The organism is Prochlorococcus marinus str. MIT 1214, from assembly GCF_027359355.1.
Classification (GTDB): Bacteria; Cyanobacteriota; Cyanobacteriia; order PCC-6307; family Cyanobiaceae; genus Prochlorococcus_B; species Prochlorococcus_B marinus_F.
Genome location: NZ_CP114777.1, coordinates 1551109 through 1576556, shown reverse-complemented (window position 1 = coordinate 1576556; position 25448 = coordinate 1551109). Strand labels below are relative to the sequence as shown.

Here is a 25448-nt window from a genome sequence, read left to right as displayed (position 1 = left end):
TAATTTACTTAGAAATTTTTGAAATAATCTTTCTTTCAACAAGCAAATTAATAACTATATCTACACATTGATCAATCTCTAGATTTCCAGTATCAATTTTCAATTCTGGAGACTGAGGTTCTTCATAAGGACTTGAGATTCCAGTAAAATCTTTGATGTCTCCATTTCTTGCCTTGGCATAAAGCCCTTTTGTATCTCTTGTTTCACAAACCCCTAGATCAGCTGAACAATATATTTCTATAAAATCATTCTCTCCAACTAAAGATCTTGCATTATCGCGATCGACTCTAAATGGAGATACGAATGCAGTTAAAACAATGATTCCAGCGTCAAGAAATAGTTTAGAGACTTCGCCAATTCTTCTGATATTTTCTTCCCTATCAAGATCAGAAAATCCTAAGTCTTTGCATAAACCATGTCTGATGTTATCACCATCTAAAACATAAGTTGAATAACCATCTTTGTGTAGAGCTACATTTACTGCATTGGCTAGTGTACTTTTTCCAGAACCAGATAGACCTGTAAACCAAAGTATTGCGCTGCGATGTCCTCTTTGCTGAAATCTAGCTTCTCTATCAACTGAAGATTGGTGCCAAACTATATTAGTGGCTTTTGATAGAGGACTTTTAGAGTTTTGTTCCATGAATGCAGACTAATTGTTTACTATTCTCCATGTTGATCGACACAGTTTATTGTTAACCTCCACTTTGTTTTGGCCTAAAACCCTCCTTTAAAAGAAAATTGTGAGCTTTTGATATTTGATCTCCTTGTAACTCTAAAAAATCACCTTTAACAGCCCCACCTGTTCCGCAAGCTATTTTTAAATTCTTAAGAATTTTTTTTGCCTCTACTTGCTCTAATTCAAGTCCTTTGATAACAGTAACAAGTTTTCCTTTTTTTCCAGATCGAGTTCTTTCTAAACGAACTTGTCGCTTTCCTTTAGGAGTAACACTATTTTGAGTGTTACTCCCTATTGTCTTAAGAGGGTCATTAAACTCACTCCAGCCACCTTTGGACATTTTTTGCTTTTTGGCTGGTAATTATTTTCTTAATCTAAGGTGACAGGTACACTCCCAACACAATTTAAAGATTCGGATTTATCTCCTTTAACAAGGCCGAATGCTCTTGGTCGATTTGGTAAGTATGGGGGGCAATATGTTCCTGAAACTTTAATACCTGCTCTTATTGAATTAGAGCAAGCTGCTAAAGAAGCATGGAAAGATTCTTCATTCAATTCAGAACTAAATCATTTACTAAAAACATACGTAGGAAGATCCACTCCTCTTTATGAAGCCACAAGACTAACTGAACATTACAGAAAAAATACATTAAAAGGTCCAAGGATTTGGCTTAAAAGAGAAGATTTAAATCACACAGGTGCACACAAAATAAATAATGCACTTGGGCAAGCTCTTCTTGCGATTCGGATGGGCAAAAAAAGAATTATTGCTGAAACTGGAGCTGGTCAGCATGGAGTTGCAACTGCGACAGTCTGCGCTCGTTTTGGATTGGAGTGCATTATCTATATGGGCAAAGAAGATATGAGAAGACAAGCCTTAAACGTATTCCGAATGCAATTGCTTGGAGCCTCAGTGAGGCCAGTAACAAGTGGAACAGCAACACTCAAAGATGCAACAAGCGAAGCTATTCGGGATTGGGTTACTAATGTTGAAACGACTCATTATATTCTCGGTTCAGTTGCAGGCCCTCATCCATATCCAATGTTGGTCAGAGATTTTCACGCAGTTATTGGAGAAGAAACAAAGCAACAATGTAAACAAGCTTTTGGGCGGTCTCCCGATGTTCTTCTGGCTTGTGTTGGTGGGGGATCGAATGCGATGGGTCTTTTCCATTCTTTTGTTGAAGACAAAAGTGTGAGAATGATTGGAGTTGAAGCTGCGGGAGATGGAGTCGAAACAGGTCGCCATGCCGCGACAATTACTGAAGGAAGGATAGGAGTTCTTCATGGAGCCATGAGTCTCTTGCTACAAGACAAAGATGGACAAGTCAAGGAGGCTCATTCCATTAGCGCAGGTCTTGATTATCCAGGAGTTGGTCCGGAACATAGTTACTTCAAAGAAATTGGTCGTGCTGAATATGCAGCTGTTACTGACACGGAAGCCATTGAAGCGCTGCAATTAGTTAGTAAATTAGAAGGTATTATTCCTGCGCTAGAGACTGCTCATGCATTTGCTTATCTCGAAAAACTTTGTCCAACTCTCAATCAAAATTCAGAAATTGTCCTCAACTGCTCTGGTAGAGGAGATAAAGATGTGAATACAGTTGCTGAAAAACTAGGTTCAAAAATATAAAGTAAAAAGCCTATTAGTACCTTGGAACAGATTGATCAACATCAGTGCTCCAAGCATCTATTCCCCCTACAAGATTCCAAACACTTTTAGTTATTCCTTGTTCTAAAAGCCAAACACCAAAATTCAGACTTCTCACACCCGCATGGCAGACGACAACAATAGGCTGATCCTTCGGTAACAGTTCACCTATTTTTGCTGACCAATTTGCAGCCTGACTCAAAGGAAGATGTAATACTGAAAATGAAAATGAAGCAATAGCAATTTCATTATCCTCCCTCACATCTACAATGAATGGTTTTTCAGAAGAATCATCTTCTAAGATTTTATTTAACTCTTTTGGAGATATATTTAAAGGAATATTCTGGTTCATATTCAAGATTGTAAGTAAATGTAAGTAAAGATTAACCTTTCTATTATCAAAGCTCAAAAAGTATACAAATGCACAAATAATAAAAAATGAAATCACGAATATCTTATTTTTTAATATCAGGAATAATAATTTTATCAATTTTCACCGGGATATTCATCTGGCGGAATAAGCCACTCAAGCAAATCCCAAAGTTCAATGAAAAATCATTCAATGCTCCGGTTTCCTCGAAATATATACCAAACAATCCTGATCTCGTTTTTCACTGGAAACTGAATCCATCTTTACTTCCAAAATACATCGAAAATTATCAATCTCAATTTAGTAAAAATATTATAAATAAAAAAATAAGTTTTATTAGAGATTCTTCTTTTAAATTAATTAGTCTTGATTTTGCAGAAGATATTTCAAAATGGGTAGGAGATTATGGGAGCTTTGCTGTATTTAATTCAAATAACCAAACTCTAAATAATTGGATTATGATTTTAGCAATAAAAGAAGATATAAATATTGAAAAAGAATTAGAATCTATTTTAGGATCAAACATTATTGATGAGAGTAATGAGCCAAGTAATAAATCAAGCGAATCAAAAACAGAAATAATTTCAAAAAAAGTTAATTCCAATAACTCAGTCTTCATTCTAAATGACAAAGATAATCTTTTAATAGCATCCAACCCAGAAATTATACAATCTTCAATAGAGAAATCAGATAGTAATATATTAAATACAAAAGAAAGGTATAAGAATATTCAATTAAAAGAGAATCTGAAAGATGGGATATTATTATTAGAAATGTCTCCAAAGAAGATATTAAATCTAATAGGTCAAGAAGAAAATTTATTTGAGATCAATCAGATAGATCATTTAATATCTTCTATCAATCTAGAGAAAAATATACTAAATATTGAAGGAATACTATCTTATGATGTTAAAACTAAAATGCCTGTTAAAGATATTAACTATAATTTAGTTGACATAAAAAATGAATCTGAATTGTCTGAAGATTTAATATTAATTGATAATCCCAAGCAGTATTTCAGCAAAGATGCTGGCCATCCATATCAAAATCTTATAGCATCTCTTATCAAGGAATCAACAACATTTGATTATTCTAACCTTTTTAAAATAATTCTTGAAAACTCTAAAGGAAATTTAATTTGGATAAATGATAAAGACTGGTTGGTTTTAACTAGGAAATCTGATACGAGCAAAACAGAGATAAGTGATGTTCTTAAAAAAGATAAATTTTCCAGTTCAAATCTAGATTTCAAAAACAGGAAGCTAGAGATCTGGTCAAAAATCAGTACAGATGAAAATGAAAGATATGCGCTAAAAGAAAACATTGAGGCAATTGTTGAAGAAGATGAAGAGACTTACATTTGGAGTCAAAACTTATCTTCTATTTCAAATTTTGAAAATATTAATTACTTACAATATTATTCAGCTAATGAACAGAAGATAGATGAAGCTAATGATTTTAATGATGTCCTGAGAATACATTTAGGAGAAGAAAAAACTAATACAGTTTTAAACAATTTTTATCCATATATCTTATTCAAAACTATGCTAGGAAATCAGCTAACGTCCCCTAAAAATATTGATATCTCAATTGCAGTCCCTACAATTAATTATTCAGACTTCATTAAAGTTGAAATCAACTTGAAAACAAGTTAATAATAAGTTTTAAGTGCTATATTCTACATATAGTTTAATTCTATACAATAAAGTTCAAGTTGAAAATTATTTTTTCGAATTGAACAGAAAATTATTTTGCAGGAGCTAAAGCCATAGATAACGAACAAAAGACAACTAATGTGGTTCTAAAGCCAGGCCTGGAAGGGGTTCCAGTAACCAATTCAGGGATATGCGAGATCAATGGGACAGAGGGAAGGCTGAACTACAGAGGTTATCCAATATCTGAGCTAGCCCAAAAAAGTAGTTTTTTAGAAACTGCATTTCTCTTGATATGGGGAGAACTTCCCACTGAAAATGAGCTTCAGAAATTTGAAAAAGATGTTCAAATGCATAGAAGAGTGAGCTTTCGAATTAGAGATATGCTCAAGTGTTTTCCAGAATCAGGACATCCTATGGATGCTCTGCAAGCAAGTGCTGCATCTCTAGGCCTCTTCTATTCACGTAGAGCAATTGATAATCCAAAATATATCTACGACGCAGTAGTTAGGTTAATTGCAAAAATTCCAACTATGGTTGCCGCTTTCGAGCAAATAAGAAAAGGAGATGATCCAATTCAACCTCAGGATGATTTACCTTATTCTTCCAATTTCCTTTATATGCTAACTGAGAGGGAGCCAAATCCTCTTGCAGCAAGAGTGTTTGACAGATGCTTAATTCTCCACGCCGAACACAGTCTCAATGCAAGTACGTTTAGCGCAAGAGTAACTGCTAGCACACTAACTGATCCTTATGCTGTCGTAGCTTCTGCCGTTGGGACATTGGCAGGTCCTCTTCATGGAGGGGCCAATGAAGATGTTATAGCAATGCTAGAAGAAATTGGAAGACCTGATAAAGCCTCTTCATTCCTCAATGATGCAATTGCAAAAAAAAGAAAAATCATGGGCTTTGGGCACAGGGAGTATCGCGTCAAAGACCCTAGAGCAACAATATTACAAGCCTTCGCAGAAGAACTTTTCTCAGAATTTGGTAAAGATGAAATGTATGAAGTAGCTAAAGCACTTGAAGAAGAGGCTATTTCTAAATTAGGGCCAAAAGGTATATTCCCAAATGTTGACTTTTATTCTGGACTTGTTTATCGAAAGCTTGGTATTCCTCGAGACTTGTTTACACCCGTTTTTGCGATTTCCAGAGTTGCTGGTTGGTTGGCTCACTGGAGAGAACAACTTGGAGCAAATAGAATTTTCAGACCATCACAAATTTATGAAGGAGCAAAAATCAGAAATTGGCAGCCTCTTGAGAGCAGATAATTTGGAATTTATTTTTTTCGACTATAAAATTAATTCAAAATTACACTAATCTTGTTAATAGATTAAATCTCAGAAGTGAATTCAGGTATAGACCTTGAAATGAGTTTTACCCAAGGTATTCAGAAACTTGGTTTATCTCATGAATTAGCACATCTTTTATGGATACCACTTCCAATGCTTTTGGTATTGGTGTCAGCTGTCGTTGGTGTATTAGTAACAGTTTGGCTTGAAAGAAAAATTTCTGCAGCAGCTCAACAGAGAATTGGTCCTGAATACGCAGGTGCACTTGGTATTCTTCAGCCAATGGCAGACGGTTTGAAACTTTTAGTAAAAGAAGACATTATCCCGGCAAGGGCAGACAGTGTTCTTTTTACAGTTGGTCCAATACTAGTTTTAGTTCCGGTAATTTTATCTTGGTTAATTGTTCCTTTTGGTCAAAATCTTTTAATTAGCAATGTAGGCATAGGAATCTTTTTGTGGATTGCCCTAAGTAGTATTCAACCTATTGGTCTTCTGATGAGTGGCTACTCTTCTAACAATAAATATTCTTTGCTAGGAGGACTTAGAGCTGCCGCTCAATCAATTAGTTATGAAATTCCACTAGCGCTAGCGGTTTTGGCAATAGTTATGATGAGCAATTCATTAAGTACTATTGATATAGTTGATCAACAAAATACTGCTGGTTTTCTTAGCTGGAATATATGGCGACAACCTGTAGGTTTTATTATTTTTTGGATCTGTGCATTAGCTGAATGCGAGAGACTACCTTTTGATTTACCGGAGGCAGAAGAAGAACTTGTCGCTGGTTATCAAACTGAGTATGCAGGTATGAAATTTGCTCTATTTTACTTAGCTGGATACATAAATCTTGTTTTATCTGCTTTACTTGTTTCCGTTCTGTATTTAGGGGGATGGGGTTTTCCAATCTCAATTGATTGGTTTTCATCTTTGATAGGACTTTCAATTGATAATCCATTAGTTCAAATTATTGCTGCGTCTCTTGGAATTGTCATGACAATCCTCAAGGCTTATTTACTGGTTTTTTTAGCAATCTTATTGAGATGGACCACTCCAAGAGTTCGCATTGATCAACTACTTGATTTAGGATGGAAGTTTCTTTTACCTATTTCGTTGGTAAATTTACTTGTCACTGCTTCTCTTAAATTGGCATTTCCAATGACATTTGGCGGATAAAAGAAAAGCAACACAATTGCTAGTTTTTAAGTAAAAGTACCTACAATTACTTGAAAAAAACTGTATAATGACTAATGTAAATAGAGGCCGCCGGCAGTAAATTTAATATGCTTGGTTTCCTTGAAAAAGTTGCCGACTACACTAAAGAAGCTGTTAGTGCAGCGAAATATTTAATTGATGGGCTAGGCGTCACTTTCGACCACATGCGCCGAAGGCCTATAACTGTTCAATATCCTTACGAAAAACTAATTCCCTCTGAGCGTTACAGAGGAAGGATTCATTATGAATTTGATAAGTGTATCGCTTGCGAAGTTTGCGTAAGGGTCTGCCCAATTAATCTACCAGTTGTTGATTGGGTAATGAATAAAGAAACCAAGAAAAAAGAGTTGAGAAATTATTCTATTGACTTTGGTGCATGTATTTTTTGTGGAAATTGCGTTGAATATTGCCCTACAAATTGCTTATCAATGACAGAAGAATATGAACTGGCTGCATTCGATAGACATAGTCTTAACTACGATAATGTTGCTCTTGGAAGACTACCAACGAGTGTAACTTCAGATCCATCAGTTATACCTTTAAGAGAATTAGCTTATTTACCCGAGGGCATAATGGACCCTCATGAATTGCCTGCGAACCAAAAAAGAGCAGGTAAACTTCCAACTCAAATTATAAAAGAGCTACAAGCAGAGAGATCAAAAGAAGAAGTTAATAATAATTCATCCGATATGGTTCCAAATAAATTAAATTCTACTAATTAATGAATATCGCTTATTCAACAGAATTAATTTGCTTTTTAATTCTTAGTGCTGTCATAGTTTCTGGAAGCTTAGCAGTTGTTTTATTAAAGAATATTGTTTACTCAGCATTTTTATTAGGCGGAGTCTTTATGGCTGTAGCAGGTTTATATCTTTTACTAAATGCTAGTTTTGTCGCTGCAGCTCAAATTCTTGTATATGTAGGAGCTGTAAATGTTTTGATATTATTTGCAATTATGTTGGTTAATAAGAAAGAAAAGTTAAAACCAATGGAAGGTCTTAAAACTAGAAAATTGTTATCTGGTGGAGTTTGCGGTGGATTATTAATTTTATTATTGCGAGTTAGCATTACCACTAAATGGAACTTACCTGGACCAACCTCAATTGGTGAAGAGGCAACTGAGAGAATTGGTGAACATCTATTCACAGATTATTTGTTACCTTTTGAACTTGCTTCGATTCTCTTATTAATGGCTATGATTGGAGCAATTGTATTAGCAAGAAGAGATGTCACAATTCCAAAAGATGATATAAATGATTCAAAGAATCAAAAGTCCTTAATTGATAAGAAACTTCCTCTGCTTTCCGAAAATAGTATAAAATGAATTCAATTATCTATATAAAATTTACTTTATAAAGATGTTAGAAAATTCTATTGGTCCAGTACCTCTTCAAGCTTATCTTATAGTCGCTGCATTTCTTTTCTGTACAGGTGTCTGGGGATTAATTAATAGTCGAAATGCTGTGCGAGTTTTAATGAGTATTGAATTAATGTTAAACGCAGTAAATATAAATCTTATGAGTTTTTCATCATATATAGACGGATCAATAATTAGAGGACAAGTATTTTCAATTTTTGTTATCACAGTAGCCGCCGCCGAGGCTGCTGTTGGGCTAGCAATACTACTTTCTTTGTATAGAAATAGAGTTACTATTGATATGGAAAGTTTCAATCTACTCAAATGGTAGGTATTATCAATGACAACAAATCTGATCTGGATCTTATATAGATCAGATAGCGATACTGCATATCAAGAAACCCTAAATTGTAAGAAAATAATTGAAGGTTATGGGAAAAAAGTCTTATTTTCAGAAATAAGCAATGAAACCAATAATGTTAATCAACTATTTTCATTATCTGATATCTTGCCGGAAATCGCTCTTGTTTTAGGAGGTGATGGAACAGTTTTAAGAGCTGCCAGATTTTTATCCCCCAAAAACATACCTATTTTAAGTTTCAATGTGGGAGGAAATCTAGGCTTTTTGACACACGATCGTCATATCTTAAAGCAAGCTAATTTTTGGGAAAGAGTTTCAAATAATAGTTTTAATATACAAAAAAGAATGATGCTTGAAGCAACTGTATTTAAAGAAAAAATCAATAATGAAAGCACAATTAAAAAATCATTTTTTGCTCTAAATGATTTATATTTACGATCTTGCTCAGACGAAATTGCACCAACTTGCAGCCTTGCACTTGAAATTGATGGTGAGGCAATTGACCAATTCAAAGGAGATGGCCTTATCTTCTCGACACCAACAGGTTCTACCGCTTACTCCATGGCTGCAGGAGGGCCAATAATCCACCCTTCTTTGGATGCGATAATCGTAAGTGCTATATGTCCAATGAGCCTAGCAAGTAGACCGATTGTAGTTCCTCCTGAATCTCAATTACTAATAAAACCTATAAAAGAAAAGAAGCAAAAAATAAAGTTATGGTTAGATGGTTCGAGTGGATGTCTAATCGAAGCTAATGATACATGCTTAATAAAGAAATCTAATCATTCAACCTCAATAATAATTTTAGATGAAAATCTTTCTTATTATAAGACAATCACTCAAAAACTTCATTGGGCTAGCAGCCTTAATGAGAGGAATAAAAACTAAATTATGGGGATAGAAATCGAAAGAAGATTCTTGGTTGAAAATGAAGATTGGAAATCTCAGGTCATACTCAGTGAAGCTTTTAGTCAAGCCTACTTAAATTCAAATGTAGATGAATGGGCTACTCGAGTAAGAATAATAGACAATAAAAAAGCATACATCACATTAAAATCTTCATTAAATGGGTTAATAAACCACGAGTTTGAATATTCAATTCCATTAAAAGATGCCATCGAATTAATAAAATTATCAAAATATAAAATTACTAAAACTCGTTATCAGTTAAAAATAAATAAGAAAAATTGGGTAGTTGATCTTTTTGATGAGTCCAATTTTTCCTTGAAAATTGCTGAAATTGAATTGAATTCTGAATCCGAAGAAATTCAAGTTCCCTCATGGTGTGGGCAAGAGATAACAGGGATCAAATTATTAAGCAATGCTTCTCTTGCAAAGACACCTATTTCTCAATTATCTGTAAAAGATCGGATCAAAATCAAAGGGTCCTAAGCAAAAAGGCCAATCGTCCTTTAGATTGTCTTTACAATCATAACTACTGACTTCCAGCGAGCAATGCATCCTTTGCAAGAGGTATAACTTGTATGGTCTTTATGATACGGAAGGTGTCCTTCGCTTCACTTGTAGTGATAAGGAGGCTTGTATTGCATATGCAAAGTTATTTGAGCTATCTTCAATTGAATTTTCTCTAATGAACTTATCAGTCATAAATGAGGACAAAAATAATTAGATCTTCTACGAAGGTGTTTCATCTGGCAATGAACAACAATTGAACCCATCCCTGCAAATTTTCCCATGATCCATTGCCCAGTTCAATAAAGCCACCCTGTTTTTTGAACCTGTTTTTGTAAACATATTGCTAACATGATTGTCTACAGTCCTTTTGCTGATTGTCAGTTTTTCAGCAATCTCTTGATTAGTGAGGCCATCAGCAACTAATCCAATAATCTCCATTTCCCTAGCTGAGAGTCCCATGTGGGACGAATTAGCGATCTCTCCTGTAAACATTCACCTCACTCACAACTCATTAATTAATACTACTTAGATTAGGGCCTTTCATCACCGATAGTAATTATCTAGTAAAAAATACATGTGAAATCGAAACTTCAAAATCGTCTCGAATCTGGCTTATCAGCTATTACTGCTGAAATCATGCCTCCTAGGGGTGGTGATACAGCTTTAGCGCTCTCAAAAGCCGAGAAATTAAAAGGCCTTGTGCATGGTTTTAATGTTACAGATGGCAGCAGAGCAATCATGCGAATGAGCAGCCTAGCCTTATGCAAGCTGCTTTTAGAGGCAAATCTTGAACCAGTTTTGCAATTATCATGTAGGGATAGGAATCGAATCGCATTACAAGCTGAACTACTTGGAGCGCATGCTTTGGGAATCAAAAATATCCTCTGTTTAACTGGTGATCCTGTACGAGTCGGAGACCAATCTCAAGCCAAATCAGTTCAAGACTTCAACTCAATAGAACTTATTAGTCAAGTCACATCACTTAACAAAGGAATTGATCCAGTATCTGATTTCTTACCAGATGGTCCAACTCAATTGTTTGCTGGAGCTGCAGCTGATCCAAATTGCAAGGGATTTGATGGTTTAAGAAGAAGAATTGAACTCAAAAAAAAAGCGGGTGCAAATTTCCTTCAAACACAAATGGTCATGGACCCTAAAGTACTTGAACGATTTTGCAATGAAATAACAGATCCTATGAAAATGCCTGTTTTAGCTGGGGTTTTTCTGCTTAAATCTGCCAAAAATGCTCAATTCATAAATCGTGTAGTACCAGGAGCATGCATACCCAAATCAATTATTTCAAGACTTGAAAGTTCATCAAACCCTATTGATGAAGGTATCTCAATTGCTGCTGAGCAAGTAAAAAGATTTCTATCCATAGCTCAAGGTGTTCACATTATGGCAGTTAAAGCAGAACAAGAAATACCTCTAATTCTAGATAGAGCAAATATTAATTAGAAGAACCAATCAGATCAGTACCTAATAATTCAGCCATTGCTTTTTGCTGAGGTGAGGGTTCGCCTAAGTCCTGTCTTCTAGCATCAGTTATTAACCAATCTAAAGCTGCTTCCTGTAAATCAAAATGATCACCTTCTTTGCCAACACAATATCTACCAAAAACTAACTTCTCTACCAGTTGTACTCCTGGCCCAATTAGTGAATAATCAAAGATTATTGAATTATCAATTGTTGCACCTTCACAAATACAACAACTCGGACCAATCATAGAAGGACCAACAATAGTTACACCATCTTCAATCCTTGTCATTCCACCAACATATATAGGTCCTTTCACATTTATTTTATCCCAATTAGCTGCAACATTTAAACCAGTATAGATCCCAGGCCTCACCTGCTTTCCAGGTATTTCAACCTGTCTAACGTCACCTTTAAGAACATTTCTTATTGCCCTCCAATAATCTGGGACTTTACCAATATCAACCCACTCAAAATCCATTGGTAAAGCATAGAAAGGCGCCCCTTCTTCTACTAATTTTGGGAACAAATCTGAGCCAATATCAAAGGGTTTTCCAGACGGAATATAATTAAAAATTTCAGGCTCAAATAAATAAATTCCAGTATTTATAGTATCGCCCAACGCATTATCTATGGAAGGTTTTTCTTGAAAAGCTTTAACACGATCTTCTTCATCAGTTACAACAACGCCATAACTACTCACTTGATCTTTTGAAACACGTTTAGTGATCAAACTAGCTAAAGCACCTTTTTCTTTATGTCGTTTTACAGCTTCAGATAAATCTAAATCAATTAGAGCGTCTCCACACAAGACAACAAAAGTATCATCAAAAAACTTTTGAAAATCTTGAATTTTTTTTAACCCACCCGCTGAGCCAAGAGCGTCACCAATTAATTCTCCGTCTTCAATGCGGCCTTCAAAGCTATATGCGATTTCAACTCCAAATCTTTGTCCATCTCGAAAATAATTTTCTATTTCTTCTGCCAAATGCGAAACATTGACCATAACCTCAGTAAAACCATGCTCCTTAAGAAGTTCCAACAGAAACTCCATCACGGGTTTCTGAAGGATAGGAATCATTGGCTTTGGAATCACATGCGTGATTGGCTGAACTCGGGTTCCCTTCCCAGCCGCCAGAATCATCGCCTTCATAGGCGGTTTAACCGAAGTTATACATGGCCAACATAGAATGCTGCCTCCAAAAAGAGCTAAGCAGCGGCCGGCGAGCCATCTGTCACGTCTAAAGACGATAGAGGAAGTTGAGCAACCATTCCTGGTTCCAGAAGTCTCTTTAAGCTTATTGGAGAGAACAAAGAACCTTTTTGATCAATCTCCACCTTGCCCTGTGAACACAAAAACAATAAAGCCCAAAAGACTCCAACTCTATCTGTATCCAAATCCTCTGAGGCAGAATTGTCTCTCCAGCGCTGAACTAATAATTCGAAATCAACCCAATATAATGCTTGCTCCCAATCATTGATAAAAATTGCCAAAGCAGCAGTTGTTTCAGGTAATTTCTCTCGATGTGCAAGAGATGCAACTTGAGAAATAACTTCTCTATCACTTAATTTTTTTTGGCGTAACTTCCTACGATTTTGCAACTCATCATTTTTTAAAGATTCTGCAATTGTCTCTAGCTGATTTATTAATTCGCCAAGAGTAACTGGCCTTCTAAATGGAGGTGGAGCAACAGGCCTTCTGAATAGGTGTCTTTCAGGTCTAAGAGGTAATTGAAAAGTATCATCTAGCCAACCCTGCTCGCCATAATCAAAGTCTGAATCATCTTCTACATCAATATCAACAGAAAACATTTCAGCCTCAAGAACCTCAGCTTTTAAACCAACCAAGACAGAAGCCGCTAAAAAGGCCTCACTACTCTGAGCGAGATCAAGCTCATAACTTCCACCATTATGATTCAAATGTTGTGAAATCTGTTTTGGGATTTCAATACGCTGTTTAAGTTGATCCAAAAACCCATCCACAACAGGAATAACATCGACATCCCAAGGATCAATTTCTCCTCTTTGAGCAGCATCTTGCAGTAAACGAATAGCAAGTCTCGCGCCAGAATCTGCAGTTTGAGTTATAAGATCAACTGGCAATGAGAACTATGAATCTAAAAGCAAGTTATCTCTATATTGGATGTGATGCCAGGTGAAATAATCTTTAATCCAAAAGAGGGGCTTTAAGAGTCCCAATTGATAATTTTGTGTTGCTAATAATTGTTGCTTGATTACTTCTAATTCTTTCAACAGCCGACAAATCTCTTTTAACCAGTCCATCAATTGATGAAATATAAGTATCAGTCATGATTTTTGGATACAAACCAATTCCAATAATTGGAACTAATAAACAAGCAATAATATAGATTTCTCTAGGTTCCGCATCTACCAACTTTGCTTTGGATATTAACTTTGCATTTTCTTTACCGAAGAAAATTTCTCTTAGCATCGACAATAAATATATGGGTGTCAAAATAACACCAATAGCTGCTAATGAAGCAACAACAATTCTAAAGGGGAGAGTATAAACTTCATCAGTTACAAACCCAACAAAGACCATTAATTCTGAGATAAAGCCACTCATTCCCGGTAATGCCAGAGAAGCGAAAGCACATGCTGTCCATAAAGCAAACATAATCCTCATATTTTGACCAATACCCCCCATCTCATCTAATTGAAGCGTATGAGTCCTGTCGTAAGTTGCACCAACAAGGAAAAACAAACTTGCTCCTATCAGACCGTGGCTGACCATTTGCAACATTGCACCACTAGTTCCTAGAGAACTAAAGCTTCCAATACCTATCAAAACAAAGCCCATATGACTAATTGAGCTATAAGCAATTTTCCTTTTTAAGTTTCTTTGCGCAAAAGAAGTTAAAGCTGCGTAAATAATATTTACCACTCCCAGCACAATTAACAATGGTGCAAATTGGGCATGAGCATCAGGCAGTAGTTGGGCGTTAAACCTAAGAAGAGCATATCCACCCATCTTTAACAATATTCCTGCTAAGAGCATATGCACTGGAGCAGTAGCCTCTCCATGCGCATCTGGCAACCAAGTATGAAGAGGAACAATAGGAAGTTTGACACCAAAAGCTATTAACAACCCTGAATAACAAAGCAGTTGGAAGCCCCTGCCAAAATCTTGCTGAGCTAAATGAGTATAACCAAAATCTGGTATTCCTCCTCCTTGAAAGAAACCCATTGCAAGACCAGCAAGGAGAATAAATAAAGAGCTACCTGCGGTATAGATAATAAATTTGGTCGCTGCATACTGCCTCTTCTTCCCGCCCCAAATTGCAAGGAATAAATACACTGGGAACAACTCCAATTCCCAAGCCAGAAAGAAAAGCAACATATCTTGGACAGCAAAAACAGCTATCTGGCCTCCATCCATAGCAAGGATTAAAAAGAAAAATAATTTTGGTTTATAGCTAACTGGCCATGCAGCCAAAACGGCAAGAGAAGTTATGAAACTTGTAAGCAATATCAATGGCATTGACAAGCCATCTGCACCAACAGACCAAGTCAATCCAAGGTCTGGGAGCCAACTCACTTTTTCATATAATTGCAACCCTTCTTGACTTGGGTCAAAACCTTTGAAGTAAGCCGCAACAGTAATTAGAAAAGTAATTAAAGCAATTATGAGGGCATACCATCGAACTTCTTTCCCTTCGCCTTTATCTGGAATAAAAGGAACAACTAATGCCCCAAAAATGGGAAACAATATTGATAAACTTAACCATGGGAAATCTGCTGGAATTGGCTCAGAAATCAGCATTGTTCCTAGGTTCAAACTTGTATTGAGAGCGAATTCCAAGACTTGAAATTAATCACCACTTTTTGAGTTTAGAAATTATGAGATTATTAGCACCCTCTAGATAGGGGATGAAACACACACCTAAAAAAATTATGTAAAAATCATGCGCCTACAATGCCAAAAAGTGCAACCAGAGCAATAACTCCTCCAAAAACAATCAATGCGTAAAACTGAGCTCTTCCTGTCTCAAAATATTTGAGTCCTTCTCCACTACCAAGAGTCAATAATCCAGTCAAATTGACCACTCCATCAACTACTTTTGCATCTACTTCAAGTACTTCTCTTGCAAGCTTTCTACTACCTTTAACAAAAATTTTCTCATTTATATCATCTAGGTACCATTTGTTCTGAAGAAATAAATTGATTCGAGAGTACTTCTTGGATAGAGAAACACCAAGATCAAGACTTTTTAAATAATAGGTTAAGACCGCCAAGATTATTCCAGCAGAGGAAATAGCTACAGAGGCAGTTGCCAAAGGTAGAAATTCTCCCCAACTAAATTTTTCTGCAGCTTCAATAGCCTCAACGGGGTCTAACAAATTTGCAAAAATGCTGTTCCATGGAACACCTATAAATCCAATTAAGACAGAAGGAATTGCCAAAACTGCCAAAGGAAATGTCATTGGCCACGCAGATTCATGGATTACGCCAATTTCATGTCCTTCATGATCTTCATCCTTTTCTTTACCTGCTAAAGAAAGCAAAGAAAGCTGCATCTCTTGATTTTCCCCTCGAAAGTCTCCCTCAAAAGTTAGAAAATAAAGCCTAAACATATAAAAAGCTGTCATTCCTGCCGTTAAAAAACCAATAAACCAGAGTATTGGAAAACTATTAAAGGCTTGACCAAGAATTTCATCTTTACTCCAAAAGCCTGCTAGGGGAGGTATGCCACTGATAGCAATACAGCCAATGAAAAAAGTAATTGCCGTTATGGGCATTTTTTTACGTAAGCCGCCCATTAATCGCATGTCTTGAGCAAGAATTGGTTCATGACCAACTACCTCCTCCATTGCATGTATAACTGAACCTGAGCCAAGGAATAACATCGCCTTAAAACAAGCATGAGTAACTAGATGGAACATTCCTGCAACTGGGGCTCCGCAGCCCATTGCAAGCATCATGTATCCCAGTTGAGAAACTGTGCTGTAAGCCAATCCTTTTTTTAGATCCATTTGTGTCAAAGCTATCGATGCACCCAGGAAACAAGTTACAGTTCCAATAATTGCAATAAATAAGCCAACGAAAGGGAACTGACTAAACAGAGGATCAAGCCTTGCTACTAAAAAAACTCCGGCTGCAACCATTGTTGCTGCATGAATCAGGGCAGATATAGGAGTTGGGCCTTCCATTGCATCAGGTAGCCAAACATGCAAAGGAAATTGTGCAGACTTTGCCATTGGTCCCATAAAAACAAGAATGCAAAGAGTTAAAGCTGCCCATATTGGAACTGAGCCAGACCTAACTGCCTCTGATAAACCTTCAGAGATTCCATGAAAATCAAAACTACCTGTTGCCCAAAAAAGACCCAAAATACCAAGCAATAAACCAAAGTCTCCCACTCTATTTACGATAAAAGCTTTTTGAGCTGCATGAGCGGCACCATCTCTGTCATACCAAAAGCCAACAAGTAAGTATGAACACATCCCAACCAATTCCCAAAAAACGTATATTTCAAGTAAATTCGGACTAACAATTAGCCCAAGCATTGAACTGCTGAATAAAGCCAAATAAGTAAAAAAACGAACATACCCAGGATCATGTGCCATATATCCATGGGAATAAATCATTACCAAGAAAGCAATTGTAGTTACAAGAGCAAGCATGACTGCTGCTAGAGGATCAATCACGTATCCCATTGGCAGCTCAAAAGATCCTGCACTTGCCCAAATAAACAAGTGTTCTACTGGAGGCTTGCCTGAGAGTTGCTCAGCCAACACTACATAGCTAATAAATGCCGATGCACCTACGGAAGTTAAAAGGGTTATTGCAACGGGTTTCCTTGAACGATTAAAAAGATCGTTAAAACTAATTAATCCCAAACCAATCACAACTGCCCCGCAAAGAGGGAGCAGTGGAATTAACCAAGCAAAATCTGCAGCCGATTGCATCCAGCTAAATCATATTGAGATAAGTTTAGGCAATTCTTGCTAGTAATTCAGTGAAATCAAAAGAGAGAAATCTCTGAGCTCCAACAGAAATAAATTTATGGGACCACCAGAAAAAAATCACCGCAACAATAATCCCCATTTGAGAGGGCCTAAGAAATTCTTTTATTTGTAATTTTTGTCGTCCATCCAACACAGCTAAAAATGGAACAATTGATGTTTTTTTCTTCACATCCTCAAATTCTTTTCCAAATTTGTAGCTGAGTCTTTTATCTCCATGCCAAATCGCAAATAGATGATGTGCAATCAATCCTAAGCAAGTGACCAGAGTAAAACTTGTGCCTATCCAAAGTAAATGTGCAAAACACCAGATAATTTGACCTATTGCCTGTGGATGGCGAGTAACTCTAATAATCCCTGAGGCATAAATTCGAACTCTGGGCTTTAGGACAGCTGGGATTTCTAAAAGGTTATAAGTAGCTGGATACAAAAAAAGAAAACTAATCGCACTCAAAATCCAAATAACCGGAATTAGTTCGCTAACACCTTGAAAATTCCAAAATCTAATCCCATCGTAACGATGAGCAATAAAATAACCAACCAAAATAATAGCTGAAGGAATACTTGCAAAAGCGAAAATCAATCTCCATGCTCTTGCCCCAATTACACCCTCTGCCTTTTCCCTTAAAGCCGCTCCACCACTGTGAATAACGGCAAAACAAAATAAAAGTAATATCATCACAAAACTGGAACCATGAGTAACTGAAAATGCCATTAGTCATATCCAAAAGTCTATTAATAAATTATTAGATCCATACGGGATCAACAGTTGAGGTTGTTTTTCCCTACATTTTATTTTAATAACTGCCAGGAAGGCCTGCCACTATGGCCGAAATCCCTTTCACTCTTGATCAACTCAGAATCCTCAAAGCAATTGTTGATGAGGGGAGCTTTAAAAAAGCTGCTGACAGTCTCTTTGTTACTCAACCGGCTGTAAGTTTACAAGTTCAAAATCTTGAGAAACAACTAGAAATTGCCATATTTGATAGAGGGGGCAGAAAAGCTCAACTAACTGAAGCCGGTAAACTTCTTCTTAATTACTGTGAAAAAATATTAGGAGAGTGTCAAGAGACCTGTAAAGCAATTGAAGATCTCAATAATCTCAAAGGGGGAGCTCTCATTATTGGAGCCAGCCAAACAACTGGTACTTACTTAATGCCACGAATGATTGGACTCTTCAGGCAAAAATATCCAGAAGTTTCAGTTCAACTTCAAATTCATAGCACTAGACGAACGGGGTGGAGTGTTGCTAATGGCCAAATTGATATAGCTATCATTGGAGGCCAGCTTCCCTTAGAATTGAATGAATCATTACAAGTAATTCCTTTTGCGACTGATGAATTAGCGCTGGTTTTGCCTACTAATCATCAATTAGCAAAGTCAAAAGAACTTACAAAAGAAGATTTATATAGTCTTAGGTTTATAACTTTAGATAATCAATCGACCACGAGAAAAGTCGTTGATCAATTACTATCTTCTTCAGGGTTAGACGTGCAGAGGTTACATATAGAAATGGAATTAAATTCTCTTGAAGCTATTAAAAATGCTGTTCAATCTAATTTAGGTGCTGCATTTCTCCCAGTCGTTTCAATTGAAAGAGAACTATCTGGAGGAAGTATCCATAGAGCATTTGTTGCAGATCTAGAAGTCAGAAGAGAACTAAAAGTAATCACTAATCCTGGGAGATATTCATCAAGGGCTGCAGAAGCATTCACACAAGACATATTACCTTTATTTGCCAGTTCATTTTCACCACTATTTAAAGATAAAATTTAAAACTGTATAGCTTCTTTATTGATACCAATAGCATCTTCTTCCGCACCTTTAATTATAAATTTATTTTCGTTTACATCGGCCTGATAAACGCAACGAACAATCGGCTCATCCCTAATAGAGCCAATATAAGCAAATGTATTCATTCTCTGTTTACACTCTCTAACATCTTCATTGTTTATTGCTCCTTGCTTTTGCAAAACAGTCCAATTTTCTCTTCGTATTACACAACCAGGTTGAAGAGCAGGTTGTGTCACAAAGCTAGTAGAGGGGTTTAACGTCGTATACATTTCAATATCAATAACAAAAGCACTTGCGCCGTATTGTCTACAAAAATCTGGATCTGGAACTGCCATATCTAACTGTTGCTGACTTGCAATATTTCCTTGCCCACCAGAGGTTGTGCTTGTGATAAGGCTGCCAATACCAACACCTATTACCAATACTCCAGCCAAAATAGCAATTGAGTTAGAGTTTATTTTTATCCCTCCACCGCCATCAGATGGGCCTGAGGAGTTAAATCGAGTTGCTCTTGGCTCATATTGGTCTCTAGAGTATGTATCTTTTCTAGAATTAAATTTATTTCCTTCTTGTCTTCTCGCCAGATTTGATCTTCTACGAGATGATGGACGCCGATCATAAGGACCTTGATTCATAATAATTCTTTAGTTCGAGGTAGTCCCATGGAGTAATTCATTACCCTGCTATTTGGGTTATAACTGAGTTCTCCGTCCTTAAGCAACTGTCTAATAAAGTCCTCAAGAAGGGAACCTATTTTTCTCAAACTGTAATCACTCAATTCATTATTGGCTTGAGAGTCAACTAATTCACGAAAATAATTTTGTACCTTTTCTATGGATTGATCGCCCCAAAGAAATTCATTATCAGGATCAATATCTAAAGTTAAATGTTCATTATCCAAAATTAAATCATTATTTTCTACTACTGCAGTAAATATTCTTATGTGACGTGTTGTGCATTTAAGAATTGTGTCGCTCATGAATTTAAAACAACAAACCGAAATTTATACTGCAAATTTAACGACCATACCCCTTGTTGGGTGATCTTAATCACTAAAGTTGTTAAATACTCTTTTATTTAAGTATGCGCGTAGCAATCGCTGGAGCAGGATTAGCAGGACTCTCATGTGCAAAATACTTAGCGGATGCAGGTCATACTCCATTCGTTTATGAGGCAAGAAACGTACTTGGAGGAAAAGTTGCTGCATGGAAAGATGAGGATGGAGATTGGTATGAGACCGGATTGCATATATTTTTTGGAGCATATCCAAACATGCTTCAGCTTTTTCAAGAGTTAGATATTGAAGATCGTCTTCAATGGAAAAGTCATTCCATGATTTTCAACCAACCAGAGGAACCTGGCACATATAGCCGTTTTGACTTCCCTGATCTTCCGGCTCCAATAAACGGAGTGGCAGCAATTTTAAGCAACAATGACATGCTTAGCTGGCCAGAAAAGATTTCGTTTGGAATAGGACTTATACCAGCTATGTTGCGCGGCCAAAATTATGTAGAGGATTGTGATAAATACTCTTGGACCGAATGGCTAAAAAAACAAAATATACCCGAAAGAGTAAATGATGAAGTTTTTATCGCAATGAGTAAGGCACTAAATTTCATCGGTCCTGATGAAATATCATCAACAGTATTGCTAACCGCATTAAACCGCTTCCTACAAGAAAAAAACGGATCAAAAATGGCATTCCTTGATGGAGCGCCACCTGAGAGACTTTGTCAACCAATTGTTGATCACATAAGAGCCTTAGGAGGCGACGTATTTTTAAATAGCCCACTGAAAAAAATCAATTTAAAAGAAGATGGTTCTGTTGAAAATTTCTTAATAGGTAGTGCTAAAGAATCTCATGGGAAAGCAATTGAAGCCGACGCATATGTAAGCGCAATGCCCGTGGATATCTTTAAAACAATTTTGCCTAGTGAATGGGCCTCTCAAGATGTTTTCAGAAAACTAGAAGGTCTGAAAGGAGTTCCAGTCATTAATATTCACCTTTGGTTCGATCGAAAACTTACAAATATTGATCACCTCTTATTCAGCAGATCACCACTTCTAAGTGTTTATGCTGATATGAGCATAACTTGTAAAGAATATGAAGATCCAAATCGTTCAATGCTTGAATTGGTTTTTGCTCCTGCAAAAGACTGGATCGGTCGTAAAGATGAGGAAATAATTGATGCAACCATGCAAGAATTGAAGAAACTTTTCCCCATGCATTTCTCAGGGGAAAATCAAGCTAAATTGAGGAAATATAAAGTAATAAAAACACCAAAATCAGTCTACAAAGCTGTTCCTGGATGCCAAGATTTAAGGCCAGATCAAAAGACTCCAATAAGCAACTTTTTCTTAACTGGTGATTACACAATGCAAAAATATCTCGCATCCATGGAAGGTGCGGTATTAAGTGGAAAACTATGTGCAGAAAAAATCAAAATTTCGACTGACATAGGTTCTTCTTAGTCGTAATGTATCAACAACAATTTATTTAAAATTGCAATTCAACAGCCAAGTGAACACTAAAAAACTTACAAACTTCTAATTTTGGCGCAGCCTTCTTTGAATCTAGAGGATGCCTACGAGGCTTGCAGAAAAGAAACTGCACAATGGGCCAAGACATTCTATCTGGGCACCATGTTATTGCCCCCTCCTAAACGCAGAGCAATCTGGGCTATTTATGTGTGGTGCCGTAGAACAGATGAGTTGATGGACAGCATTGAAGCCCAAAAAAAATCTAAGAATGAGTTGTCAGATCGACTGAATAAATGGGAAGAAAAAACAAAAAATATTTTTGCTGGTAAGACTGAAGATGATCTTGATGCAGTCTTGGCCGATACTCTGCAAAAATTTCCTCAGTCTATTCAGCCTTATATCGATATGATTGAAGGGCAGAGAATGGATCTAGATACAACCAGGTATAAAACATTTGAAGAACTTGAACTTTACTGCTATCGAGTAGCTGGAACAGTTGGATTGATGACTCAAGGTGTTATTGGAATTGACTCTGCCTATACATCTAATCCCAATAAACCATCCCCCGATACTTCAAAAGCTGCTATCGCACTAGGAATTGCGAATCAACTCACAAATATTCTTAGAGATGTTGGGGAAGACAGAGGAAGGGGACGAATTTATTTACCTTTAGAAGATTTGGAAAAATTTAATTACTCTGAAGAAGATCTAATGAACGGAAAAATAAATGATAACTGGAAAGCATTAATGTCTTTTCAATTAGCCAGAGCAAGAGATTGGTTCCTGAAATCTGAAGAAGGCATCAAATGGCTCTCAATAGATGCAAGATGGCCTATATGGACGTCATTAAGGCTATATAGCGGAATACTAAATTCCATTGAAAAGTTAGATTATGACGTCTTCAACAACCGTGCTTATGTTAAGGGATGGGTTAAAGCTATAAACCTACCCATCTCTTATCTAATAACTCTTAACGATGAAAAATATAAATTTAGAACACTACTTAATTGAATACCTAAAAAATCATACAGGTGTTTTTTGATTAGCTAAAAGCTCCTTTAATTTTGATAGTTCTCCAGCCCATCTTGGGTCTGGAGCCTGTTTGATTGGCGCATCGCTGTGTACAACTTTCTTAACATCTTTACGATTAGAACCTTTATTTCCACTATTAGAATTCGCTCCTCGTCTAGAGCTTCCGGAATTTGAATCTTTACGCTCCGAACGTTCTACCCTCAATTTATTGCCATTAAATTCATGGCCATTTAATTTCTCAATAAGCTCATTTGCAACTTTCTCATCTTTAATATTCGCGAAACCAAACCCCCTACAAGCCTTGGTATCTCTATCGAATACAGCTTTAAATTTGATTCCATCTCCTACGGTAGTTAGGAGGGCTTCAAGTTCTTTAACATTGACATTCTGCGGCAAATTGCCGATGTAAAGGCGAACACTCATTTAGAAAAAGGGGATAAGAAGACGACGGGATTCGGACGAGATTAATTTGATTTGTGTGTAGTTAATCACAAAAAGGGCGCATTCTCTAGAGTCCATTTACGAGCCACCTCCAAAGCCTCTTGGTTTGTAAAGAATCTTCCAAAAGCTTTTTCCCTGGAAAGATGTCTCATAAGGTCGCCCAATAAAGGGCCAGGAGGGATTTTTAAGGCTTTTTGAAGCAAATAGCCATCTAAAGGGCAAGAAGGATGAAATAGGGGGTCAGAGGGGTCTTTCCAACGTTTTAACCAAGCGCTTATATTTTCGTTTTTCAAAAAAAGAATTAAAGATGGTAAATCCTTTTCCAAATCAATATGAAGTTGAAATCTTTCATCCTCTGAAAGAGCGTCTAAACCCAAATTATTAATTTTTTCAACCCAAAACCTCAGGTTCTTGCATCTTTTAATTTCACTTTTACTAAACGTCAAACTTGCCAACCCCTCATCACCAAGTAAAAATATTAATTTTGCTAAAAAGCTTCCCAGCAAAAGCTCTTTTGAGAGAATTTCCTTTCTTTTTAGCTCAACAAAAGAAGGCTTATCTTCATTCCATCTATTCAATAATTGAAGTTCTAAATAAGTTTTCCAAACTGAAGAATTCCATTTTGAATGAGCTATTTTAATAATCTCCATTTTCATCCTTTCAGGCGCAACATTACTTAATTTATCTACATTCTTTTTTAGAAATCTTTTAGTTTTCTTCTCCAAGTCAAAGTCTAATTCACACATCAATCGAAAACCTCTAAGAATTCTCAATGGATCATCGATTAAGTTCTTTTCACTTATTGCAACAATTTTCTTAGTTTTTAAATCTTCAATCCCTCCAATTGGATCAAAAATTTCTGGCTGATCTTTAAGTTTTAAAGCAATTGCATTAATTCTAAAATCACGTCTTAATAAATCATCTTGAAGATTCTGTCCAACCTGTCGAGCAAAATCTAACGTCCATCCATTAATAACTAATCGAGCAATATCCCTCTTTTCATCAAGTTTTATAAAAGTGGCATTGATATTTTTAGATAAGTTTTCGCTGAACTTAATGGCATTTGTTGGTATTACAAAATCCAAATCAGGCTTTTGATCCAATTTATTCAATAATCCATCTCTAACAGAACCTCCCACTAAGGCACTTCCAGGAGGTAAATCAGCTAGGGATATCGGCCAATCCTTTGGATTTAAATCTCCAAAAAGATCATTTGATAGTAATGTGTCCTTACTTATCAAAATGACACCTAAATTTTACTCGAATAGTTATGTGCATCTGTGTTGATTGTGCTTGGGTAGATAGATGCAAGACTTACTATAAAGTTGAAGAAAATCATGGTGCCAACCACATCTCCAAAAATCCAGATTTTCAAGGGGTCAATCCAAAAATACACATCAATATTTTCGCTATGTCTAATAACAGCACAGGAATAGAATGGGATGTAAGAGGCTGTGATAGTTTTCAACTAGATCAAGGAAAATGGAGCAGGCTGCGTCCTGGAGAAGACATTCCAAAGTAACAACTATAATAAATTCATTGCAAAATTTCTATAACTCAAAATCAAAATATTTATTAGCATTACATAGTTGCTCGGAATCCTTTGGAATTGCCATTAAAGATATTGAGAATCCAGACAAAATAATAAAAAGCGAAGTATTTAATATTGGTCACTCATTATCCAATAAAGTATTTAGTTGTATTGATAAAATTCTACCTATAAAATTTTGGAAGCAGATAAATCGCATTGCAGTGGCAAAAGGTCCTGGAAGTTTTACCAGTACAAGATTAACCCTATCAGTAGCTAGAACAATTGCACAGCAAATTGGTTGTTCATTAGATTCGATGAGCTCCTATCATTTAATGGCTCCAAGACTTTATCAATATCTTGATCAAAATCTAATCTTTAATCCATTTTGGATAAAAGATATCATGCCACGTAGAGGTATTATTGCAGGTAAATATCAGCTAATTAAAATTCACAATGAGTCAAATTTTCATGAATTTAATGAAATTATTTCTCCACAATTAATAACAAATGAAAAAGAAATAAACCCTTCAATTAAGGCTTCTAACAATGTAGAAAAAGATATTATTTCACTTATAAATTTCTCTGAATATCGTCAAAATTTAAAAGTGAATTCTCATTGGGGGAAAACATTACCCCTCTATCCAACCTCACCAGTAGACAATAAAAAACAAACAAATTTAAAGCCTAATATTTCTAATCTTAATAGATAGGAATT

The 25448-nt window shown here is 36.2% G+C and carries 28 protein-coding genes; 15 read left to right on the top strand and 13 right to left on the bottom strand.

Annotated features, from left to right (window positions below; translation table 11 throughout):
- Window positions 1-4 precede the first annotated feature (4 nt).
- Together cysC and O5639_RS08675 are read right to left on the bottom strand one after the other, a co-directional pair.
- Window positions 5-643: an adenylyl-sulfate kinase gene (gene cysC / locus O5639_RS08680; protein ID WP_269624146.1), complete on the bottom strand. Its 639-nt coding sequence runs from the start codon at window positions 641-643 to the stop codon at window positions 5-7.
- Window positions 644-695: 52 nt separating this feature from the next.
- On the bottom strand, window positions 696-1019 hold the full coding sequence (locus tag O5639_RS08675) for a translation initiation factor (RefSeq protein WP_269624145.1): 324 nt from the start codon (window positions 1017-1019) through the stop codon (window positions 696-698).
- Between the two features lie 39 nt (window positions 1020-1058).
- Between O5639_RS08675 and trpB the strand changes: the two genes are divergently transcribed.
- Window positions 1059-2312, top strand: coding sequence for a tryptophan synthase subunit beta (trpB, locus tag O5639_RS08670; protein ID WP_269624144.1), 1254 nt, complete (start codon window positions 1059-1061; stop codon window positions 2310-2312).
- A 13-nt stretch (window positions 2313-2325) separates the two neighbouring features.
- On the opposite strand, the gene O5639_RS08665 is transcribed toward trpB, so the two are convergent.
- Complete coding sequence (locus O5639_RS08665; RefSeq protein WP_269624143.1) at window positions 2326-2682, bottom strand: rhodanese-like domain-containing protein; 357 nt, start codon at window positions 2680-2682, stop codon at window positions 2326-2328.
- 86 nt (window positions 2683-2768) lie between these two features.
- On the opposite strand from O5639_RS08665, the gene O5639_RS08660 reads away from it, so the two are divergent.
- From O5639_RS08660 to O5639_RS08625, 8 genes are all read left to right on the top strand, one after another.
- A complete protein-coding gene (locus O5639_RS08660; protein ID WP_269624142.1) occupies window positions 2769-4355 on the top strand; it encodes a DUF3352 domain-containing protein in 1587 nt (528 codons plus the stop codon).
- Window positions 4356-4495: 140 nt separating this feature from the next.
- Entirely contained in the window at window positions 4496-5623 is a 1128-nt protein-coding gene (locus O5639_RS08655; protein WP_269624141.1) for a citrate synthase, read from the top strand.
- A 75-nt stretch (window positions 5624-5698) separates the two neighbouring features.
- On the top strand, window positions 5699-6817 hold the full coding sequence (nuoH, locus tag O5639_RS08650) for an NADH-quinone oxidoreductase subunit NuoH (RefSeq protein ID WP_269624140.1): 1119 nt from the start codon (window positions 5699-5701) through the stop codon (window positions 6815-6817).
- 107 nt (window positions 6818-6924) lie between these two features.
- Entirely contained in the window at window positions 6925-7578 is a 654-nt protein-coding gene (gene ndhI / locus O5639_RS08645) for an NAD(P)H-quinone oxidoreductase subunit I (RefSeq protein WP_269624139.1), read from the top strand.
- Window positions 7578-8180 (top strand): NADH-quinone oxidoreductase subunit J, encoded by a 603-nt coding sequence (locus O5639_RS08640; protein WP_269624138.1) that lies wholly within the window; start codon window positions 7578-7580, stop codon window positions 8178-8180. The genes ndhI and O5639_RS08640 overlap by 1 nt, the downstream gene beginning before the upstream one ends.
- 34 nt (window positions 8181-8214) lie before the next feature.
- Entirely contained in the window at window positions 8215-8544 is a 330-nt protein-coding gene (gene nuoK, locus O5639_RS08635; protein ID WP_269604270.1) for an NADH-quinone oxidoreductase subunit NuoK, read from the top strand.
- A gap of 9 nt (window positions 8545-8553) precedes the next feature.
- Window positions 8554-9462 (top strand): NAD(+) kinase, encoded by a 909-nt coding sequence (locus tag O5639_RS08630; protein ID WP_269624137.1) that lies wholly within the window; start codon window positions 8554-8556, stop codon window positions 9460-9462.
- 3 nt (window positions 9463-9465) lie between these two features.
- Window positions 9466-9966, top strand: coding sequence for a CYTH domain-containing protein (locus O5639_RS08625; protein ID WP_269624136.1), 501 nt, complete (start codon window positions 9466-9468; stop codon window positions 9964-9966).
- A 243-nt stretch (window positions 9967-10209) separates the two neighbouring features.
- Here the strand turns inward: O5639_RS08625 and O5639_RS08620 are convergent, their stop codons facing one another.
- Complete coding sequence (locus O5639_RS08620; RefSeq protein WP_269624135.1) at window positions 10210-10482, bottom strand: helix-turn-helix domain-containing protein; 273 nt, start codon at window positions 10480-10482, stop codon at window positions 10210-10212.
- 84 nt (window positions 10483-10566) lie between these two features.
- Here O5639_RS08620 and O5639_RS08615 point away from each other — a divergent pair, with 84 nt between their 5' ends.
- A complete protein-coding gene (locus O5639_RS08615; protein WP_269624134.1) occupies window positions 10567-11448 on the top strand; it encodes a methylenetetrahydrofolate reductase in 882 nt (293 codons plus the stop codon).
- Here the strand turns inward: O5639_RS08615 and O5639_RS08610 are convergent.
- From O5639_RS08610 to O5639_RS08590, 5 genes are all read right to left on the bottom strand, one after another.
- Window positions 11441-12619 carry a nucleotidyltransferase family protein gene (locus tag O5639_RS08610; protein ID WP_011294151.1) on the bottom strand — a complete coding sequence of 393 codons (1179 nt, stop codon included), beginning with the start codon at window positions 12617-12619 and terminating at the stop codon, window positions 11441-11443. The genes O5639_RS08615 and O5639_RS08610 overlap by 8 nt on opposite strands.
- A 56-nt stretch (window positions 12620-12675) precedes the next feature.
- On the bottom strand, window positions 12676-13569 hold the full coding sequence (locus O5639_RS08605; RefSeq protein WP_269624133.1) for a segregation/condensation protein A: 894 nt from the start codon (window positions 13567-13569) through the stop codon (window positions 12676-12678).
- A 64-nt stretch (window positions 13570-13633) separates the two neighbouring features.
- Complete coding sequence (locus O5639_RS08600; RefSeq protein WP_269625537.1) at window positions 13634-15250, bottom strand: NAD(P)H-quinone oxidoreductase subunit 4; 1617 nt, start codon at window positions 15248-15250, stop codon at window positions 13634-13636.
- Between the two features lie 140 nt (window positions 15251-15390).
- Complete coding sequence (locus O5639_RS08595) at window positions 15391-17397, bottom strand: NAD(P)H-quinone oxidoreductase subunit 5 (RefSeq protein WP_269624132.1); 2007 nt, start codon at window positions 17395-17397, stop codon at window positions 15391-15393.
- 25 nt (window positions 17398-17422) lie between these two features.
- Entirely contained in the window at window positions 17423-18169 is a 747-nt protein-coding gene (locus O5639_RS08590; protein WP_269624131.1) for an NnrU family protein, read from the bottom strand.
- Window positions 18170-18279: 110 nt separating this feature from the next.
- Between O5639_RS08590 and O5639_RS08585 the strand changes: the two genes are divergently transcribed.
- Complete coding sequence (locus O5639_RS08585; protein ID WP_269624130.1) at window positions 18280-19230, top strand: LysR family transcriptional regulator; 951 nt, start codon at window positions 18280-18282, stop codon at window positions 19228-19230.
- Here O5639_RS08585 and O5639_RS08580 read toward each other — a convergent pair.
- Window positions 19227-19883, bottom strand: a complete 657-nt coding sequence (locus tag O5639_RS08580; protein WP_269624129.1) for a DUF3172 domain-containing protein — start codon at window positions 19881-19883, stop codon at window positions 19227-19229. The genes O5639_RS08585 and O5639_RS08580 overlap by 4 nt on opposite strands.
- On the bottom strand, window positions 19880-20227 hold the full coding sequence (locus O5639_RS08575) for an NAD(P)H-quinone oxidoreductase subunit M (protein WP_269624128.1): 348 nt from the start codon (window positions 20225-20227) through the stop codon (window positions 19880-19882). Before O5639_RS08575 ends, O5639_RS08580 begins: the two co-directional genes overlap by 4 nt.
- 104 nt (window positions 20228-20331) lie before the next feature.
- Between O5639_RS08575 and pds the strand changes: the two genes are divergently transcribed.
- Both pds and O5639_RS08565 read left to right on the top strand, forming a co-directional pair.
- Window positions 20332-21720, top strand: a complete 1389-nt coding sequence (gene pds, locus O5639_RS08570) for a 15-cis-phytoene desaturase (RefSeq protein WP_269624127.1) — start codon at window positions 20332-20334, stop codon at window positions 21718-21720.
- A gap of 81 nt (window positions 21721-21801) precedes the next feature.
- Window positions 21802-22740, top strand: a complete 939-nt coding sequence (locus tag O5639_RS08565; RefSeq protein ID WP_269624126.1) for a phytoene synthase — start codon at window positions 21802-21804, stop codon at window positions 22738-22740.
- A gap of 12 nt (window positions 22741-22752) precedes the next feature.
- Here O5639_RS08565 and O5639_RS08560 read toward each other — a convergent pair whose 3' ends face one another.
- Both O5639_RS08560 and O5639_RS08555 read right to left on the bottom strand, forming a co-directional pair.
- Window positions 22753-23184 (bottom strand): RNA recognition motif domain-containing protein, encoded by a 432-nt coding sequence (locus O5639_RS08560; protein ID WP_269624125.1) that lies wholly within the window; start codon window positions 23182-23184, stop codon window positions 22753-22755.
- 65 nt (window positions 23185-23249) lie between these two features.
- Window positions 23250-24443, bottom strand: coding sequence for a CCA tRNA nucleotidyltransferase (locus O5639_RS08555; protein ID WP_269624124.1), 1194 nt, complete (start codon window positions 24441-24443; stop codon window positions 23250-23252).
- Window positions 24444-24472: 29 nt separating this feature from the next.
- Between O5639_RS08555 and O5639_RS08550 the strand changes: the two genes are divergently transcribed.
- Both O5639_RS08550 and tsaB read left to right on the top strand, forming a co-directional pair.
- Window positions 24473-24724 carry a Ycf34 family protein gene (locus tag O5639_RS08550; RefSeq protein WP_269624123.1) on the top strand — a complete coding sequence of 84 codons (252 nt, stop codon included), beginning with the start codon at window positions 24473-24475 and terminating at the stop codon, window positions 24722-24724.
- Window positions 24685-25443: a tRNA (adenosine(37)-N6)-threonylcarbamoyltransferase complex dimerization subunit type 1 TsaB gene (tsaB, locus tag O5639_RS08545; RefSeq protein ID WP_269624122.1), complete on the top strand. Its 759-nt coding sequence runs from the start codon at window positions 24685-24687 to the stop codon at window positions 25441-25443. Before O5639_RS08550 ends, tsaB begins: the two co-directional genes overlap by 40 nt.
- The last annotated feature ends 5 nt before the right edge of the window (window positions 25444-25448 follow it).

Bases quoted from the DNA above. Each gene is read 5' to 3' on its own strand.
- cysC (WP_269624146.1), bottom strand. From the start codon at position 643: ATGGAACAAAACTCTAAAAGTCCTCTATCAAAAGCCACTAATATAGTT.
- O5639_RS08675 (WP_269624145.1), bottom strand. From the start codon at position 1,019: ATGTCCAAAGGTGGCTGGAGTGAGTTTAATGACCCTCTTAAGACAATA.
- O5639_RS08665 (WP_269624143.1), bottom strand. From the start codon at position 2,682: ATGAACCAGAATATTCCTTTAAATATATCTCCAAAAGAGTTAAATAAA.
- O5639_RS08660 (WP_269624142.1), top strand. From the start codon at position 2,769: ATGAAATCACGAATATCTTATTTTTTAATATCAGGAATAATAATTTTA.
- ndhI (WP_269624139.1), top strand. From the start codon at position 6,925: ATGCTTGGTTTCCTTGAAAAAGTTGCCGACTACACTAAAGAAGCTGTT.
- O5639_RS08640 (WP_269624138.1), top strand. From the start codon at position 7,578: ATGAATATCGCTTATTCAACAGAATTAATTTGCTTTTTAATTCTTAGT.
- nuoK (WP_269604270.1), top strand. From the start codon at position 8,215: ATGTTAGAAAATTCTATTGGTCCAGTACCTCTTCAAGCTTATCTTATA.
- O5639_RS08630 (WP_269624137.1), top strand. From the start codon at position 8,554: ATGACAACAAATCTGATCTGGATCTTATATAGATCAGATAGCGATACT.
- O5639_RS08625 (WP_269624136.1), top strand. From the start codon at position 9,466: ATGGGGATAGAAATCGAAAGAAGATTCTTGGTTGAAAATGAAGATTGG.
- O5639_RS08620 (WP_269624135.1), bottom strand. From the start codon at position 10,482: ATGTTTACAGGAGAGATCGCTAATTCGTCCCACATGGGACTCTCAGCT.
- O5639_RS08610 (WP_011294151.1), bottom strand. From the start codon at position 12,619: ATGAAGGCGATGATTCTGGCGGCTGGGAAGGGAACCCGAGTTCAGCCA.
- O5639_RS08600 (WP_269625537.1), bottom strand. From the start codon at position 15,250: ATGCTGATTTCTGAGCCAATTCCAGCAGATTTCCCATGGTTAAGTTTA.
- O5639_RS08595 (WP_269624132.1), bottom strand. From the start codon at position 17,397: ATGCAATCGGCTGCAGATTTTGCTTGGTTAATTCCACTGCTCCCTCTT.
- O5639_RS08590 (WP_269624131.1), bottom strand. From the start codon at position 18,169: ATGGCATTTTCAGTTACTCATGGTTCCAGTTTTGTGATGATATTACTT.
- O5639_RS08585 (WP_269624130.1), top strand. From the start codon at position 18,280: ATGGCCGAAATCCCTTTCACTCTTGATCAACTCAGAATCCTCAAAGCA.
- O5639_RS08580 (WP_269624129.1), bottom strand. From the start codon at position 19,883: ATGAATCAAGGTCCTTATGATCGGCGTCCATCATCTCGTAGAAGATCA.
- O5639_RS08575 (WP_269624128.1), bottom strand. From the start codon at position 20,227: ATGAGCGACACAATTCTTAAATGCACAACACGTCACATAAGAATATTT.
- pds (WP_269624127.1), top strand. From the start codon at position 20,332: ATGCGCGTAGCAATCGCTGGAGCAGGATTAGCAGGACTCTCATGTGCA.
- O5639_RS08560 (WP_269624125.1), bottom strand. From the start codon at position 23,184: ATGAGTGTTCGCCTTTACATCGGCAATTTGCCGCAGAATGTCAATGTT.
- O5639_RS08550 (WP_269624123.1), top strand. From the start codon at position 24,473: ATGTGCATCTGTGTTGATTGTGCTTGGGTAGATAGATGCAAGACTTAC.
- tsaB (WP_269624122.1), top strand. From the start codon at position 24,685: ATGGAGCAGGCTGCGTCCTGGAGAAGACATTCCAAAGTAACAACTATA.